This window comes from Pseudomonas siliginis (assembly GCF_024072275.1).
Classification (GTDB): Bacteria; Pseudomonadota; Gammaproteobacteria; order Pseudomonadales; family Pseudomonadaceae; genus Aquipseudomonas; species Aquipseudomonas siliginis.
Window position 1 is genome coordinate 3,704,246 of record NZ_CP099598.1, and the last position, 18,469, is coordinate 3,722,714.

Here is an 18,469-nt window from a genome sequence, read left to right on the forward strand (position 1 = left end):
AACGATCATGACGACTGCCTTCGATGCGCCGCTTAACGAAGCACTGCGTGACGCGATGCTCGCCCTTTATCTGCACGAAGCCATACCCAGCGATCCCTACCTGATCGAGCAAGGGCTGGCTCAAACGATCAAGACCGCCAACGACCTTTATGAATTCTGGTTGCTGGATGTACTGGTCAGCCAGGATGTCCCGACCAGTCCGGTGGCCTGCGCCATTGCCAGCTACCAACAGCAAATCAACAGCATGATGCTGAACCTGGAGCCCGGTTACAGCGATGACAGCTTTACGCCTTTGCAAACCAGCACCTGGCGCGACGGCCTCAATCGCTACTCGATCTGGCCCGCCCTCCAGCAGTTGCGCACGTTCCCGGACATCTATCTGGACCCGACCCTGCGCCTGACCAAGAGCGCCAGTTTCGAGCAACTGGAGAATGACCTCAACCAGGCGCAGATTCAGCCCGAAACAGTACAAACCGCAGTGCTGGCTTACCTTGCCAGGTTCGAAGAAATTGCCAACCTGAAAATCTGCAATGGCTACATTGACGGAGAAGATTTTGCCAACAGTACTTATTATTTCATCGGCAAATCCCCTGCCGAAAATGCTTATTACTGGCGCTCACTGGACATGTCGCAGCGCGCGGTCAAAGCGCCCGCGAGTGCAGCAGGCGAAACCCCGGTCAAATATGACAAGCCGCTGCCCAATGCCTGGTCGGATTGGCAAAAAGCCAACGTGCCCATTTCGGAAAAGGCGCTGGAACACACCATTCGCCCGTGCTGGTTCAACAATCGTCTGTTCGTGATCTGGGCCGAGCTGGAGCTTCAGGATGCGGACGCCATGCAGACCCCCGTTGACGGCAAGGCCGACCAGAGCGTCAAGGTCAATCCCAGGTTCCGCCTATATGCCAGCTACAAGAAATATGACGAGACCTGGAGCACGCCGCGGGTTTACATCGAGAGTTACTGCCAGACCAAAGCGCTGATCGAAAAACCGCAGGAAGAAATTGCGGAGCAAACCCAGACCATTGCGGTGTATGACCACTCGACGTCACCTGAGTCGATGGTGCTCATGCTGTATTCGAACTATCAGGGCGTCCCTTCCGAGATTCCGGGCGATGCAGATACCTATGATTTTCTGCGAACGGTACAGATAGACAAGAACTTCAATGTTACACCGCTGCCACCGTCATTCGGCATGGCGCCGGAGGTCAGACCGGCCTCACCTCCCTCCGTCGAGGTCCTCAAGAACGGCGAAGCCCACGTGAGGCTGATCGGCAATATTTTCGCCAATGGCAACGCTGGTCGTTTCCAATACTGGCTTCCCTCTGGCACGCCAATGTTTGGTGCAGTGGAGTACCAGACACCGGATAGCGAAAAGACCACCTGGGATTATCAGGGGTGGCAGTCGCGAATCGAGACCAGCGTGAAAGACGTCGACTTTGTCTATAACCGGGCGGCGTCCAATATCGAGTTGACCGCAAGACTGGCGGCAGGATTCAACAACCTCCTGATTTTCAAACTTTCCGTCTTCGACAAACACGACGAAAACAAGGAGCTCATCAAAGTTACGCTGGTGTTCGATCCTTCGGAAAATCACCTTGAAGTTCCACTACTTCCAGGCTCCATCATTGAACCTGTTGGTACCGACTTCATGGATGTCGCAGATACGGCATTCTGTTTCAAGGGGTACCCTGATCGGCTGCGTAGCTTGATCGCCGACCCTGTCGGGAATCCGACTGAATTTACGGTACCCGCCACCAAGCAAGGAGAAACGGCGTGCCTTGCAGGTAAACATGCAAATCGAAGGGTGCTCTATGAACTGATCGGCTCCAGCATGGTTTTGTTTACGTCCTTTTGGCGTTCTACCACCGATCACAATGAAATCGATCTTCATCCTTCAGCAGGGCGCTATAACAGCAGCGTGGGCTACCAGTTTTTCATCGCACACCCGCTGAATGTTCTGTCAACAAAGCCGCCTGAAACATTCAGCGCAATGCGCAAGCTGGCGTCTACAGCCATCGTCAATAGCCTGTCGAAGGACTCCTCGCTGACTTATTCGTTTTCGGTCGATCAATCCACCCTCCAGCCCGACGGCTGGCCAGTGGAGTGGCCTGAGGATCCAAAGGAACTGAAAATCCCGCTGATCTATGGTGTTCTGGTTTATCACGCAGGCTCCTTGGCAACCACGCTGATTGGCGGAGCACTCAAGGCGCTGACCGTTGAATGGGCAGAAGTGCCTCCCTCAAACTTGCAAATAGCGCCCAGCATCAACAGCATGATCGACCCGTCTCTGGGGGACAGCCCTTCTTTGGGCAAGGCGCAATTCATTGACTTCAGCGGCTCCGGCATCGAGTTGAGCGACGGGCAGGAACCCGAAGGATCACGTCGGGCCGCTGTGCGCATGAACACCACCTTCGCCCGGCAACTGATCAACCTTGCCGAAGGCGGCATGGAACCTCTGCTGAGCTGGGAAACCCAGACCCAGCACACAGAACCACCTATCCCGGACGGTCAGGGATCGCAAGCCATGGATTTCTCGGGCGCTTACTACCTGTATTTCCTGGAACTGTTCCTGTACCTGCCCTGGCTGGTGGCCTACCGCTTGAACGAAGAGCAGCAGTACGACGAAGCGAAACAGTGGCTTGCGTATCTGTTTGACCCGACACGACAAAGCGCGGACCCGGGACACCCCGGTTACTGGCAGGCCGTACCGTTGGAAGAGCCGGTATGGCCCGGTCCGGTCGACCCCAGCCTGGCCATTCTGTACCCGGACGATCCGCATCAGATTGCCTTGAGTTTTCCGGTGCACTTTCGCAAGGCGCTGTGGAAACTGTTTATCGAGATCGAAAGCCGCCAAGCTGATCTGGCGTATGCAGAGTTGACGCCGGACGGCCTGGCTGAAGCCAAGATGCGCTACGTCCACATCATGGATCTGCTGGGACCGCGCCCGGATGTACGCCAGATCGACGAATGGTTGCCGCTCACGCTCGACGAATTGAGTTCGTCGAAGAATGTGCAACTGCGTCAATTCGAACAGCGCCTGATCAGCGCGCACCAGCAGCTGCAACAACAGCCACCTTTGCGTATCGGCAGGGCCCCGGCTTCGCAGCCTGCACCACTATTGTGTCTGCGGCCTGACGGCCATGACCCGCTACTGGCGAGCGCGGACACTGAGTATTTCCGTCGGCCCTTCAACCCCGAACTGATCATGCACTGGGATCGAGCCGAAAGCCGCTTGTTTAACCTGCGACATAACCTCGATATGGCCGGCGCTCCGCTGAACCTGCCGTTATTCGCCACGCCGCTGGATCCGCGCGCACTGCTCGCCGCTTGGGGCCAAGGCTTGTCCGGGGCAGCACTCAGCCGCTTGTTGAACCCGCAGATTCCCCATTGTCGCTTCAGTTTCATGTTCGCACTCGCGCAGAACGCGGTGGACAGCGTGATCGCGTTCGGCGCCACGCTACTGTCGCTGATCGAACGCAAGGAGCAGGCGCAGTACCTGGAATTGCAACAGCAGCAGGCGTGGAACCTCGCGGAGATGGCGGTGCAAATACAGGTTCAGGCCGAGAAGATTGATGAAAAAAACAAGGAGGCGTTGCTGGCGAGTCAGGACACCATTCTGGACCGAGTGAGTTATTACGAGAAATTGCTGAAAGACGGTGTCAGCACCTTGGAAATCGGCGCGGGAGCTTCTTACCTGCTGGGAAGTCTCGGCCAGACCGGAGCGACGATTGCCCACGGAATCGGCCAGGCAATGACTGTAGCACCGAACATATTTGGCATGGCGGCCGGTGGCGCACGCCTGGAAGGTGCTGCCAACGGCTTCGCGGCCCATATGCAAGCGTTTTCACACGTTGCGTATGGCGCAAGCCAAACCATGGATCGCATCGAACAATACCGGCGCCGCGCCCAGGAATGGACCCAGGCCCGCGACCAGGCAAAACTCGAAGCCGAGCAAATCAAGGCCCAGCTTGCCGTCTCCGACGAACAACATAAAGCCACGCAACTGCAACTGCGCCAGGCGCGAGCAGCACTCAACCAGGCCAAGGCCACCCACGATTTCCTGCTGAGCAGCAATCGTTTCAGCCGATCGCAGACCTACGACTGGCTCAACAGCAAATTCGCCGGTTTCTACCATACCGCCTTCACCAACGCACAATCGCTATGCCAGGCCGCTGAGGCCTGCTGGCAATACGAAATGGGCGATTTCACCCGAACCTTTGTCCATCCCGGCGCGTGGAATGCCACGTACCGCGGCCTCGGTGCCGGGGAAGAGTTGAAGATGAGCCTGCAACAGATGTACAGCCAGTACGTGCAGCACAACCGCCGCGATCTGGAAATCAGGAAAACCGTGTCACTGAAGGATTTGACCGGCAAGGACCCGAGTTCAACCATCAATAAACCGTGGGCACAGATCAAGCAATCGCTGATGGACAACGGCACGTGTGAATTGGAACTGACTCAGCAAATGTTCGACGATGATTACGCCGGGCAAAATCATTACCTGCGCCGGATCAAGACTATAAGCGTGACGCTACCGGCCGTGCTCGGGCCTTATCAAGATATTCGGGCGGTGCTGAAACAGACCTACAGCAAAGTTGAAATGGCCCCCACGATCGGCAGCAGCGTCAAAGAAAACCTGCGATCCAGTCAACAGATCGCCCTGTCGAGTTCGCTGGAAGACAACGGCATGTTTCAGCTCAACTTCCAGGACGAACGCTATCTGCCATTCGAATACACCGGCGCGATTTCACGCTGGATCCTGACGTTTCCCAAGGGTCAGGAGCACATACTCCAGCGCTTGCCCGACATCATCCTGCATGTGTGCTACACCGCGAGATGCGAAGGCGGTTCGCTATGAACGAACAGCCGCCGCCGCAACAGTCGACAATGCAGATCAACACACCGAGCCTGCCCAAGGGCGGCGGCGCCATCCAGAGTATTGGCAAGGGATCGGCCGGCGTGGGTACCAAAGGCACTGCGTCGCTGGAACTGTCGTTGCCGATTTCCACCGGACGCGGTTTTGTCCCGCCATTGGGTCTGGGCTATAGCAGTGGCACGGGCAACAGTTCCTGCGGGATTGGCTGGCAGTTGACGGTTGACGCGGTGACCCTGCGCACGGTCAATGGCGTGCCGACTTATGACGGCACTGACCAGGTCGTGGGGCCTGACGGTGATGTATGGCTGCCCGAGCGCAATGAAAGCACCGGTGAATTGATCTTCCGCACCACTGAGCAATACAACGGCTTGCCCCTGACGACAGCGTATGACGTCGTTCGCCACTGGCCACGGGTCGAGGGTGCATTCGCCTTGATCGAACATTGGTCGAACGAGACCGACAAAGCCGGTTTCTGGCTGATTCACGGTGCCGACGGCAGCCTGCATATCTATGGCACCACCGCCAATTCACGCCGGGCCGACCCTGCCGACCCGCAGCGCGTCGGCGTCTGGATGATCGACGAAAGCCTCAATACCCGCGGCGAACACATCATCTACGAATACAAGGCGGAAACCGAACTGCCAGTCGCTCCGCAGTATCGCGACTATCGCGCTCAGCGCTATCTCAAACGCGTGTGTTATGGCAACGAAAAAGCCTCAGCGCACCTGTATGCCTGGGACAGCGGTAGCCGGGAAAAACAGTTGTGGCACTTTCAACTGGTGTTCGACTATGGCGAACGCAGCAGCGATCTGGAACAAGTGCCAACGTTTGAAGAGCAACAGCCATGGGCCGAGCGCAGCGACCCTTACTGGATCTACGCCTACGGTTTCGAGCTGGGCAACCGACGCCTGTGTCGACAAGTGCTGATGTTTCATCACTTCCCCAAAGAGTTGGGTGACCATCCGGTTCTGGTGCAGCGCCTGCTCCTGCAATATCGCCTCAGCCCACTGGGTTACAGCCATCTGAGCGCGGCGCATCAGCAGGCCTATGACGGCCTCGGCCAGATCGAAAGCCGACCGCCCATGGAGTTCAGCTACAACACGTTCGACCTCGCCCCGCAGCCGCAAGGCTGGAAAGAATTCACGGCCATGCCCGGCCTCGACGATGGTCATCAATATCAGTTGGTTGACCTGTACGGTGAGGGCCTGGCGGGTGTGCTCTGCCGTTATGACCACGGCTGGTATTACCGCGAGCCGTTGCGCGCAGAGACCGGCAGCGACCAGGTCGAGTACAGCGAGTGGAAACTTCTTGAAGGCGTGCCGATGTCCGACGCCGGCAAACCCGTGCATCAGTCGCTTACCGATCTGACCGGCGACGGCAAGCTCGACTGGGTGCTCGCCGCGCCGGGCATGTGCGGATTTTTCACCCTCGACCCAGACCGCAACTGGTCAGGGTTCGTGCCCTTCGATGCATTTCCCGGCGAATTTTCCCACCCGATGGCGCAGATCGCCGACTTGCTGGGTGACGGCCTGAGCGACCTGACGCTGGTCGGCCCGCGCAGCGTGCGTTTGTATGCCAATCGTCGCGCGGCTGGCTTCGCCGAGGCCGTCGACGTGCCGCATGCGGAAAAAACCGCCGCAGGCGATGATGATGAGCTGCCTGTGCTGAGCAATACACCGAGCGAAATCGTTGCATTCGCCGATCTCATCGGCAGCGGTCAGCAACATCTGGTGCGGATCCGTCATAACGAAGTCAAGTGCTGGCCGAATTTGGGACATGGTCGTTTCGGCAAAGGCTTTGTGCTGTGCACCCTGCCCTTTGCCTACGATGAATTCAACGCCTCACGGGTCTTGCTGGCGGATCTCGACGGCTCGGGTGCGGCTGACCTGATCTACATGGAAGCCGAGCGCCTGCGTATTTTCATGAACCATGCCGGCAGCGGTTTCGCCCAGACATCCATTGATCTTCCCTGGCCTGAGGGCCTCGCCCATGACGCGCTCTGGCAGGTCACCAGCGCAGATCTGCAAGGCCTGGGCTGCTCGAGCCTGGTGGTGACATTGCCGCACATGTCGCCCAGACACTGGCGTTACGATTTCGTCGACGCCAAACCCTATCTCCTCAACAGAAGCTGCAACAACATGGGTTGCAGCGCCAGCGTGAATTACCGCAGTTCGGCGCAGGAATGGCTGGATGAAAAACGTGAGCAACAGGCAGCCGGTGTTGAAAATCCAGTGTCCGGTCTACTAATGGCCATGCACCTGGTACACGAGCAAATCCAAAATGATGAGATCACCGGCAACGCACTGACACAGCTCTTCAGCTATCGCGGCGGTTATTACGACCGTTTCGAGCGCGAATTCCGTGGTTTTCGCCTGCTACTGCAAAGCGACACCGAAGCGTCAGCAACCGAGTTCACCGCGCCGATTCTCAGCAAGACCTGGTTTCACACAGGCGAAACCATCGACCCGTCAAGAACCGGTTATTACAGCCGTGACGATGATGCGGTCGATCTCAAACCCACACTGCTGCAGCTCTATCACTTCAATGATCGCATCGCGCAACCTTTCACCGAAGCCGATGAGGAGACTGCGCGAGAGATCGCCCGCACCCTGAGCGGCCGAGTGATGCGCTCGGAAGTGTTCGCCGCCGGTGACGACGCGGCGACCGCAGTCCCCTATGTGGTCCAGGAACATCGCTATGGTGCACGGGTGCTGCGCCCCAAAGGCAAGTACCAGCCTTATGCAGTGATCTTGCCCCTGGACGCGGAATCCATCAGTTATCAGTACGAACCGGCAATTGCCGACGATCCGATGTGCCAGCACCAGTTGAATCTGGAATGGGACCCCTACGGCCGTGTGGTGCATGCTTTCACGGTGAACTACGCGCGACGCAAAATCAGCAGCGATGCGCCGCCGTTCACTGAAGAGCATCAGCAGAACTGGTGGAAGGATGCTCATGACGATGCGCAACAAAAATGGTACCTGACGCAGCTCCGGTCAGAATCGATTCATTTGCCCAATGACGAGGCCTGGCGCCTTGGATTGCCCTGCCGCTTGCGCAGCAATTCGCTGGTGCTGGAAAAAGCGGCGCTGAGTGCCGCAACGATCCACCATGAACATATTTTGCTAATGGCCCGCGAGGATGGCGAATGGGCGCAGCAAGCAGTGTTGTCTGCATTGACGCTGCAGCGCTACATCGACCCTCGCAGCGGTGCAACGCTGGATCCGGGCGACGCGACTTTCGAGGGTTTGCCCGCCTACATGGAGACGGCCGAACTGGACGCCGTCGCCCTCAGCGCATATGACAAACTCGAGGTCGATGGCCAATTACCCTTCAACCTGAAAGAGAAACTCGAATCGCAGGAGGTCGGTTACCACATCATGCCGCTGTTCCTGCCCGAGCAAGACCACGGTCCGATCGATGATCCTGACGATGCGAAGAACTATCTGTGGTCAGTGCACAGAGGTTTTCCCACCTACCACACGCTAGACGGCTTTCATAACGTGCAGAAATACCGTGAAACCCGCAGTCACGGCGAAACCCTGATTACCTATGACGCGTATTGGTGTGTGACAACCGCTGTGACCTTACCGGACGGCTGCACTACCCGCAGCCTCGACGTGGACTACCGCACCTTCCTCCCTGCGGCCATTGAAGATGCCAACCGCAACCTGCAGGAAGCGCGCTACAACGCTTTCGGCGAGCCGCTGGTGAGCAGTTTCCACGGCACCGAACTTGGAGAACCGGTGGGTTTTGACCCGCTGCAAACCTACGTCCCGCCGGCAGACCGCGACCCGGCCATTGCCATCGCCGATCCGAAACAAGCCATTGGCAACTTCGCCCATGCCGCTTTCTGGGATACGTTCAGTTGGATGGGTTGCATCTCCCGCACGTCCTCACGCTCCCAAGAGTGGTGGGACTGGGCGAAAAGCCAAGGCTACATTCTGCCCGAAGGACACATTTGCGATCGCGCCCGACAGTACCTTGCCGCTGTGGAAAATCCCGATCGGAATGAAACCGAACTCCAGCAGCAAATCGATAATGCACAGCGTGAGCCCGTGTATGCCGTCTCTCTGGTGGCCGACCGCTATCCGCTTGATCCCGATCTGCAAGTGCGAGTCAGCATTGCTTGCCTGGACGGTTTCGGCCGCACTCTGCAAACCAAACATGAGGTCCCCCCGGGCGTGGCCTGGCAGGTCGATGACAACGGTGAGTTGGTCCTCGACGACAATGGCAAACCAATAGACGCCCAGGCCCAGCGACGCTGGCGTGTCAGCGAGCCAGTGGAATACAACAACAAAGGCCAGACTGTGCGGATTTACCGGCCCTACTTCGCCGATCAACCGCGCTACATCAATGATCGCTCGATGCGCAAGCATGCTTTTCACGACCAGCAGTTCTACGACGCGGTGGGCCGACCGACCGCAACCGTGCTGGCGAAGCAAATGCTGCAAGGCAATCCACCGACGCTCAAACCCCTACGCCGGGAAGTCTGGTACTGGATCTGGTGTAACGTCGCCTTCGACGAAAATGACCTGTTCGACCCGCCACCGGAACAACGGCGACGCAACTGGTGGACAGGAAGGTGAGCAAGCATGCGCAGACACCGCATCTTAGCGTCACTGATGCCCGAGGCTTACCGGTGCGGCAGGTTGCCTACTGGCGCGAAGATGGCAGCGAATCTGAAGCGCGCATCACCGCGGTTCAGCATGACGTTGCCGGGCGACGGGTGGCGCAGCGCGATCCACGATTGTTCGCCGACGCATCAGCCCCCGCCAATCTCAGGACGGTTTACTCACTGACCGGTCAGGTGCTGATCACGCTCAGCGTCGATGCCGGATGGCACGTCAGTCTGTGGGGCGAGGCGCGTCAACCGCTGCACGGTTGGGATGGCCGGGGTAGCGTGCGCAGCATCGAGTATGACGAACAGCTGCGACCACTGGCTGTGTTCGAACACGCCGATGACGGAAAACCTTTGTGCACGGAGCGATATGGTTATGCCGGCAGCAATCCGACATTTGCCACGCGGAATCAGTGCGGACAGATCATCCGCCTCGATGATCCGGCCGGCACGCAGTTGTTCGAACAGTTCGGATTGACCGGTGGAATCATCGCGCAGTCTCGACGCTTTCTGCGCTCACTCGACCCTCCTGACTGGCCGGTATCGCTCAGCGAGCGTGACAAATTGCTCGAAGACGCGCCTGCCGCCACGAGCTACTCGCGTTTCAACCCGCTCTCGGAAACCATCGAACAAATCGACGCCAGAGGACACCGACAGCTTTTCAGCCAGACCCTGGACGGCCAGTTGCGAGACGTTCGACTGCAATTGATGGGCTCCGCGCCGAAAACCCTGGTCGGCGCCATCCAGTACGATGCCCAAGGACATACCCTTCGGGAAACCGCTGACAACGGAGTGATCACCACATTGGACTACGCCGCCGAGGATGGCAGGCTGATCAGTCTGCAAAGCCAGCGCGGCAATGACATCCTGCAAGACCTGCGTTATGTCTACGACCCGGTAGGCAACGTGTTGAGTATTGAAGACGCCGCCCTCCCGATTCGATACTTTGCCAACCAGCGCATCGAACCGGTCAACCGCTACCGTTATGACAGTCTCGATCAGTTGATCGAGGCCACGGGTTGGGAGGCCGGTCAGACATCGAAGTTTTCACTGGCAGATCCTGCAGCGATCGCCAATTACACCCAGACCTATCACTATGACTGCGGTGGCAATTTGCTCAAATTGATCCACGACGGCCCACAAGGCCACGGTCACCGCCTGGTCGCCGCCAAGCACAGTAACCGCTGCTTGCCGGTGCGCGATGGCATGGACCCGGGCGAGGAAGATTTGCGCAACGGCTTCGATGCCAATGGCAATCTGCTTGGCCTGCAACCAGGACAGACTTTCAACTGGGACTTGCGTAACCGATTGCGTGAAGTCCGGCTGGTTTTGCGTGAAGACCGTTCGGCTGATAACGAGCAATACCGATACGCCGCAGACGGCATGCGCGTGCGCAAAGTGCGGCTGATGCAGACCAACGCTAAAACGCTGATGAACGAAGTGCGTTATCTGCCGAATCTGCAAATCCGTACCCACAGTGGTACGGGAGAAATACTGCAGGTGATCAGTGTCCAGGCCGGGCGCAGCAGCGTGCAGGTGTTGCACTGGGAATCCGAACCGCCCCAAGGCATCGACAACGATCAAGCGCGTTACAGCCTCAACGACCATTTGGGTTCCTGCACCCTGGAACTCGACGCCACGGGCAAGCTCATCAGTCAGGAGCGATACCACCCTTTCGGCACCACCGCGTGGTTTGCCGGGCGCAGCGAAATCGAGACAAGCTATAAAACGCTGCGCTATTCAGGCAAAGAGCGGGATGCGACCGGGCTTTATTATTACGGGTTCAGGTATTACGTGGCGGGTTGGCAGCGATGGTTGAATCCGGATCCGTCCGGGGCGATTGATGGTCTGAATCTGTTCAGCATGGTGAAAGGCAATCCGTTGGCCTACTTCGATACTGATGGGCGAATTCGTGAAGGCGTCAATGAGGAGTACCCGACTCAAGCGACCATCGGATCTTCGCCTTCGCCGCAATCATCAACGCCATTTTCAGCAAACTCTGTAATTAACGAAAGCACGAGATTTGGATTTCCTGATACACCACCATTGTCTCCAGAAGTAGCGAGCGCAAGCCACTCCATCGAAGTGTTGATGGAGAAAGTGCAATTGACCGATTCTTCGCTGAAGAACAAGCCAACGTCGATTGCAGATGATATTGGTGGTCGCCCTGCTATAGGCGGCGGGGGCGAAGGAGAAATATACGAAAGCGCCGACGGAAAACATGTCTATAAAAAGTTCAGAGGAGCCGACAAGCGAAACAGTATTCCGGGGTATGTAAAAACCGAAGCCGAGGGTTTCAATGCTTACTATGGAGCAGGCTCGGCGACGGCACTTATTGAAGACAATCAGAGTTACCTCAAGATGATAAAACTCGATGGCATCCCCCTCGGCGACATCAAGAAAGGTTCCATTCCGGCAAGCGGCGCCAATGCACTTTTGGAGATGTTTAATGAAATGGAAGCAAAGGACCTATATCACCAGGATGTACAGGACCATAATTTCCTCTGGTCGGAGAGAGATACTAAAGTTTACCCCGTCGACATGCAGCCGTTCCCCTTTGAGCTTGCCCAGTACACGATAGACTCATACGAGCGAAGTAAAAAACAGTTGCTGACTCAATTTGCTCGCAACGTGAAACGCTGACTTCCATTCCCTCAAGCCCTTGAAGGGACATTGAGGTGTATGCGAAATGCGTGCATTACAATACATATGGGAGCCAGGCCGCTGTCGATTCAAGTGAAGGGGGAGAAAAGCAAACGGCACCTTCCGGTGCCGTTCGCTTCTTACATTTCCAACATCATTTACGCGCATCCGCCCAGGATTTCAGCAGTTCGCTATAGCTCACCGTTTCACCCTTCGGCTTCTCGTTAGCCAGTTTCGGCTTCGGTGCGCCCGGTTGATCGAACCAGTATTGCGCATCGCGTTCCGGGTTCATCTTCGGTGCGCAAGTGGCCTGGGCCTTGGAGCGTTCGAGGCGTTCCATGATGCGGTCCTGATCCTTGGCCAGGCCATCGAGCGCTTGTTGTGGGGTCTTCTCGCCGCTGGCGGCTTCGGCGATATGGCTCCACCACAGTTGCGCCAGACGCGGGTAGTCCGGCACGTTGGTGCCGGTCGGCGACCATTGCACGCGGGCCGGGCTGCGATAGAACTCGACCAGACCACCGAGTTTCGGCGCCAGATCGGTCATCGCCTGCGAGTTGATGTCCGACTCGCGAATAGGTGTCAGACCGACGATGGTTTTCTTCAGCGAAACAGTTTTCGAGGTCACGAACTGCGCGTACAGCCACGCCGCGAGTTTCTGTTTCTCAGGCGTGGATTTCATGAATGTCCACGACCCCACATCCTGATAGCCGAGCTTCATGCCCTCTTCCCAATACGGGCCTTTAGGCGACGGCGCCATGCGCCATTTCGGCGTGCCGTCGGCGTTGACCACCGGCAGGCCGGGTTTGGTCATGTCGGCGGTGAACGCGGTGTACCAGAAAATCTGCTGGGCGATGTTGCCCTGCGAGGGCACCGGGCCGGACTCGGAGAAAGTCATGCCGGCCGCTTCCGGTGGCGCATATTTCTTCAGCCAGTCGACGTATTTGGTGGTGGCAAACACGGCCGCCGGGCCGTTGGTGTCGCCGCCACGGGTCACGCTTGAACCGACGGGATGACAGTCCTCGACGCGGATCCCCCACTCGTCCACCGGCAAGCCGTTGGGCAGTCCCTTGTCGCCGCCACCGGCCATGGAGAACCAGGCATCGGTGAAGCGCCAGCCCAGCGACGGGTCTTTCTTGCCGTAATCCATGTGGCCGTAGACGCGTTTGCCGTCGATTTCCTTGACGTCTTCGCTGAAGAATTTGGCGATGTCTTCATAGGCCGACCAGTTCACCGGCACGCCCAGCTCGTAACCGTACTTCTCCTTGAACTTGGCTTTCAGATCGGCGCGCTCGAACCAGTCGGCGCGGAACCAGTACAGGTTGGCGAATTGCTGGTCGGGCAGTTGATAGATCTTGCCGTCCGGTGCGGTGGTGAAGGAGATGCCGATGAAGTCCTTGATGTCGAGGGTCGGCGAAGTGAAGTTCTTGCCTTCGTTGGCCATCAGGTCGGTGATCGATTCGGTCTTGCCGTAGCGAAAGTGCGTGCCGATCAGGTCGGAGTCGTTGACCCAGCCGTCGTAGATGTTCTTGTCCGACTGCATCACCGTCTGCATTTTCTCGACCACGTCGCCTTCCTGCAGCAGGTCGTGGGTGAGTTTGATCCCGGTGATTTCGCTGAAGGCCTTGGCCAGCACCTTGGACTCGTATTCGTGGGTGGTCAGGGTTTCGGAAACGACCTTGATGTCCATGCCACGAAACGGCTCGGCGGCCTTGATGAACCACTTCAATTCTTCAAGCTGCTGTTCGGCCGTCAGGGTCGAGGGCTTGAACTCGCTGCCGATCCATTTTTTCGCAGCATCTTCGTAGGCGTCGGCCCAGGCAGATGCGCTCAAACCGCTGAGTGCCAGCATGGCTGCCAATGAAATGCTATGTCGCAGCTTATTGTTTTTATCGAACATAGAGACCTCCTGTTTAAGTTGTGGAGCCGCGTTGCCGAACGATTCGACTAGCCCCAACGCATCACAGCCAACAGCCACACCAGGGACAACGCGGACGCCACCCAGATGCTCCAGTCGGTGACGCCGATTACCAGCAAATGCAGGTAGGCGCTGCCGAGAAGACCGATAAACAAGCGATCGCCACGGGTGGTGGCAATCGGCAAAAACCCGCGCCGCAGAATGCTCGGCGAGCGCAATTCCCAGGTGGTCATGCCCACCAGAATCAGACCGATGCCGATGAAGAACGCGGCGGTCGGTGTCGTCCAGCTCATCCATTCCATCATCAGCTCCTCAGACTCGACCGAGGGCAAAGCCCTTGGCCACGTGGTTGCGCACAAACCAGATCACCAGCATGCCCGGCAGGATGGTCAACACCCCCGCCGCTGCCAGCACGCCCCAATCGATCCCCGATGCCGACACCGTGCGCGTCATCACTGCCGCAATCGGCTTGGCGTTGACCGAGGTCAGCGTGCGCGCCAGCAGCAGTTCGACCCAGGAAAACATGAAGCAGAAAAACGCCGTGACGCCGATACCGGAGCCGATCAACGGGATGAAAATCTTCACGAAGAACTTAGGGAAACTGTAGCCGTCGATGTAGGCCGTTTCGTCGATCTCCTTGGGCACGCCGGACATGAAACCTTCGAGAATCCACACCGCCAGCGGCACGTTGAACAGGCAGTGCGCCAAAGCCACGGCGATATGCGTGTCGAAAAGGCCGATCGACGAATACAACTGGAAGAACGGCAGCAAGAACACCGCCGGCGGCGCCATGCGATTGGTCAGCAGCCAGAAGAACAGATGCTTGTCGCCGAGGAAACGATAGCGTGAAAACGCGTAAGCCGCCGGTAACGCCACGCTCAGGGAAATCACCGTGTTGAGGCTGACGTAATACAGCGAGTTCAAGTAGCCGGTGTACCAGCTCGGATCAGTGAAGATCACCTTGTAGTTCGCCAGCGTGAAGTCCTGTGGGAAAAGCGTCAGGCCGCCGAGGATTTCGGTGTTGCTCTTGAACGACATGTTCAGCAGCCAGTAGATCGGCACCAGCAGAAACAGGATGTAGACCAGCAACGGAATAAGCTTTTTCTTGCTCATGGCCGGGCCTCAGCGGTTGGCGTCGGAGTGCGTCATGGCGGTATAGAACAGCCAGGACACCAACAGGATGATCAGGAAGTACACCAGCGAAAACGCCGCTGCCGGACCGAGGTCGAATTGCCCTACAGCCATCTGCGTCAACGTCTGACTCAAGAAGGTCGTGGCATTGCCCGGCCCGCCGCCGGTGAGCACGAAAGGCTCGGTGTAGATCATGAAACTGTCCATGAAACGCAGCATCACCGCGATCAGCAGTACGCTTTTCAGTTTGGGCAATTGAATGTGGCGGAACACTGCCCAGGCCGAGGCGCGATCGATCCGCGCGGCCTGGTAATAGACGTCGGGAATCGCCCGCAGGCCGGAGAAACACAACAGCGCGACCAGAGAAGTCCAATGCCAGACGTCCATCACCAGCACCGTCACCCAGGCGTCCATGGTGTTGGCCGCGTAGTTGTAGCTGATGCCCATCGCGTTGAGGCTGGAACCGAGCAGGCCGATGTCGGCGCGGCCGAAGATCTGCCAAATGGTGCCGACCACGTTCCACGGAATCAGCAGCGGTATCGCCAGAATGATCAGCACCACCGAAGACCAGCGGCCCTTGGTCGGCATGGTCAGCGCGACGGCGATGCCCAGCGGAATTTCAATCAGCAGCACGCACGCCGAATAGATGAACTGGCGCAGCAGCGAGTCGTGCAGACGCGGATCGAGCAACACTTGCTTGTACCAGTCGGCACCAACGAAGTAGCGGCTGGACTGGTCGAAGATGTCCTGCACCGAATAGTTGACCACGGTCATCATCGGGATCACCGCACTGAACGCCACCAGCAGGAACACCGGCAACACCAGCCACCAGGCCTTGTTGTTCTGCACTTTGTTCATGGCTGCGCCTCCTCGTCGCTGACTTCCAGGAGAAATTCGTCGGCATAGACCATCAGCCATTGCGCCGGGAAGCTGATGTAAGCCGTGCCCTGAGGCACCGGTTTGTCTTCAGCCAGACGCACCTTCAACGGTACGCCGTCGAGGTTGAGGGTCATGATCTTGTAGGTGCCGAGGTCTTCGACGTGTACGACTTCGGCCTGCATCGCGTCGTCAAACGGCTCGTCCCACACATGAATGAACTCGGGGCGGATGCCGACCTTGAGATTTTTCCACTGGCCGTGCTCGATATGGCGCTGCAAGGCGTCGGATAACGGCAGGTGCGTCGAGGCGAAACCGACGCCACCGGACTGCGGCTGCACCTCGATCAGATTCATCCCCGGGCTGCCGATGAAATAGCCGACAAAGGTGTGGCTCGGCCGCTCGAACAATTCCCGTGGTGTACCGAACTGGACGATCTGACCGCCGTACATCACCGCGATCTTGTCAGCGAAGGTCGAGGCTTCCAGTTGATCGTGGGTGACGTAGACCATGGTGATGTTGAACTGCTCGTGGATCTGCTTGAGCTTGCGCCGCAGTTTCCACTTCAAGTGCGGGTCGATCACCGTCAGCGGCTCATCGAAGAGGATTGCCGAGACGTCATCGCGCACCAGTCCACGACCCATGGAGACTTTCTGCTTTTCGTCGGCGGTGAGATTGCGCGCCTTCTTGCTCAGCAGATTCTGCAGGTCGAGCACTTCGGCAATTTCCTGCACCTTGCTGTGCACTTTCGCCTCGGCCATGCCCTGATTGCGCAGCGGGAAAGCGAGGTTGTCGAACACGGTCATGGTGTCGTAGACCACCGGAAACTGGAAAACCTGGGCGATGTTGCGCTTCTCCGGCGTGAGGTCGTTGACCGCTTTGCCGTCAAACAACACGTGGCCCTGGGACGGGCTGAGCAGGCCGGAAATGATGTTGAGCAAGGTCGACTTGCCGCAACCGGACGGGCCGAGCAAAGCATAGGCGCCGCCCTGCTCCCAGACGTGATCCATCTCGCGGATCGCATAATCCTCCGCGCCGCTCGGGGTTTTGCTGTAGCTGTGGGCGAGGTGCTGCAAACGGATTTCGGCCATCAGGCAACCCTCGCGACACGCCGGCCCGGTGCTTGCACCAGACGGCCCTGCGCATCGAAAACGAACAGTTTGTGGGTCGGGATATAGATGCGGATCGGCGCATCGACGTCGTATTCATGAACACCCGGCAAGTGCAGCACCAGCAGGAAATGCTCGTTGCGCACATGCAGGAAGGTTTCCGAGCCGCTGATTTCGGCGACCTCGACGGTCACGGCCAGTTCGAGATCGTCATCGTTGCTCGGCACCAGCGAGATATGACTCGGGCGCACGCCGAAGCGGAACTCGCCCTCGCCTACCGGGCGCAGATCGACGTTCAGCGGGAAGTGGACGAAGTTGGCAAAGCTGACTTCGTTGCCGGCGATGCGTCCCGGCATCAGGTTGATCGGTGGTTCGGAGAACAATTCCGCCGCCAACACGGTTTGCGGCTGGTGGTACACCGAAGTCGACTGGCCACTCTGAATCACCCGGCCTTCGTGAAGAATGGTCGTGGTGCCGCCGAGCGCCAGCGCTTCGTTGGGTTCGGTGGTGGCGTAAATGGCGATGGTGTGGCGCGCCTTGAACAGCTCGCGCATTTCCTGACGCAGCTCTTCGCGCAGCTTGTAGTCGAGGTTGACCAACGGCTCGTCGAAGAGGATCAGTTCAGCATCCTTGACCAGGGCGCGGGCCATGGCCGTGCGCTGTTGCTGCCCACCGGAGAGCTCCAGCGGATAGCGCTGCAAGAACTTCTCGATGCGCAGCATGCGTGCGGTTTCCTGCACCTTGCTGTGGATGATCTCTTTCGAAATACCGGCCTGACGCAGTGGCGAGGCGATGTTCTCGAACACCGTCATGGTCGGGTAATTGATGAACTGCTGATAGACCATCGACACGTTGCGCAGCCGCACCGGGCGCTGGGTGACGTCGACACCGTTCATCAGCACGCGGCCGCTGTCGGGCTTGTCGAGGCCGGCCATCAGGCGCATGAGGCTGGTCTTGCCGGACAGGGTGCGCCCGAGCAGAACGTTGAAGGATCCGGGTTCGAATTTCAGGCACGCATCGTCGATCCAGATCTGGCCCTCGACGGTACGGCTGACGTGCTCCAGGGTGAGTGACATGGCTCGGCCTTTTTTATTTTTGGAGTCAAGCGACCGGAGCAACAGAGCGACATTCGTGCCAGAAATGGCAAGTGGTTGATTTGTCTTGAGAAGCAGTGTTTACGGGGGCAAGCGGCGTTCACAGCTGAACACTTTTGAACAGTCGGGGTGATTGACAATGAACAATAGTGAACAACACTCTATGCACGCTTTTGCCCAATCCTGAATGCAAAATGGATCCCC

9 protein-coding genes are annotated in these 18,469 nt (G+C 58.0%); 3 read left to right on the forward strand and 6 right to left on the reverse strand.

The genetic code is table 11. The features are described 5' to 3' along the window. Window positions 1-7: 7 nt before the first annotated feature. Genes NF676_RS16995 through NF676_RS17005 form a run of 3 tightly spaced genes read left to right on the forward strand, consistent with a single transcriptional unit; the run spans window position 8 to window position 12,140 of the window. Complete coding sequence (locus NF676_RS16995) at window positions 8-4,858, forward strand: Tc toxin subunit A-related protein (protein ID WP_252886428.1); 4,851 nt, start codon at window positions 8-10, stop codon at window positions 4,856-4,858. After that, window positions 4,855-9,465 carry a SpvB/TcaC N-terminal domain-containing protein gene (locus NF676_RS17000; RefSeq protein WP_252886429.1) on the forward strand — a complete coding sequence of 1,537 codons (4,611 nt, stop codon included), beginning with the start codon at window positions 4,855-4,857 and terminating at the stop codon, window positions 9,463-9,465. The genes NF676_RS16995 and NF676_RS17000 overlap by 4 nt, the downstream gene beginning before the upstream one ends. Continuing rightward, on the forward strand, window positions 9,462-12,140 hold the full coding sequence (locus tag NF676_RS17005) for an RHS repeat domain-containing protein (protein ID WP_252886430.1): 2,679 nt from the start codon (window positions 9,462-9,464) through the stop codon (window positions 12,138-12,140). Before NF676_RS17000 ends, NF676_RS17005 begins: the two co-directional genes overlap by 4 nt. Window positions 12,141-12,294: 154 nt before the next feature. On the opposite strand, the gene NF676_RS17010 is transcribed toward NF676_RS17005, so the two are convergent. The 6 genes from NF676_RS17010 to NF676_RS17035 are packed head-to-tail and all read right to left on the reverse strand — an operon-like array spanning window position 12,295 to window position 18,247. Then, a complete protein-coding gene (locus NF676_RS17010; RefSeq protein WP_016775286.1) occupies window positions 12,295-14,037 on the reverse strand; it encodes an ABC transporter substrate-binding protein in 1,743 nt (580 codons plus the stop codon). Between the two features lie 47 nt (window positions 14,038-14,084). Next, window positions 14,085-14,357 (reverse strand): DUF2160 domain-containing protein, encoded by a 273-nt coding sequence (locus NF676_RS17015; protein ID WP_038861868.1) that lies wholly within the window; start codon window positions 14,355-14,357, stop codon window positions 14,085-14,087. Window positions 14,358-14,367: 10 nt separating this feature from the next. Continuing rightward, the gene (locus NF676_RS17020) at window positions 14,368-15,168 is read right to left on the reverse strand and encodes a carbohydrate ABC transporter permease (protein WP_024013421.1); all 801 of its coding nucleotides are present in this window, start codon (window positions 15,166-15,168) and stop codon (window positions 14,368-14,370) included. 9 nt (window positions 15,169-15,177) lie between these two features. Continuing rightward, window positions 15,178-16,044 (reverse strand): carbohydrate ABC transporter permease, encoded by an 867-nt coding sequence (locus tag NF676_RS17025; RefSeq protein WP_007912484.1) that lies wholly within the window; start codon window positions 16,042-16,044, stop codon window positions 15,178-15,180. After that, a complete protein-coding gene (locus tag NF676_RS17030; RefSeq protein ID WP_252886431.1) occupies window positions 16,041-17,153 on the reverse strand; it encodes an ABC transporter ATP-binding protein in 1,113 nt (370 codons plus the stop codon). The genes NF676_RS17025 and NF676_RS17030 overlap by 4 nt, the downstream gene beginning before the upstream one ends. Beyond that, a complete protein-coding gene (locus NF676_RS17035; RefSeq protein WP_122508090.1) occupies window positions 17,153-18,247 on the reverse strand; it encodes an ABC transporter ATP-binding protein in 1,095 nt (364 codons plus the stop codon). The genes NF676_RS17030 and NF676_RS17035 overlap by 1 nt, the downstream gene beginning before the upstream one ends. Window positions 18,248-18,469: the final 222 nt, after the last annotated feature.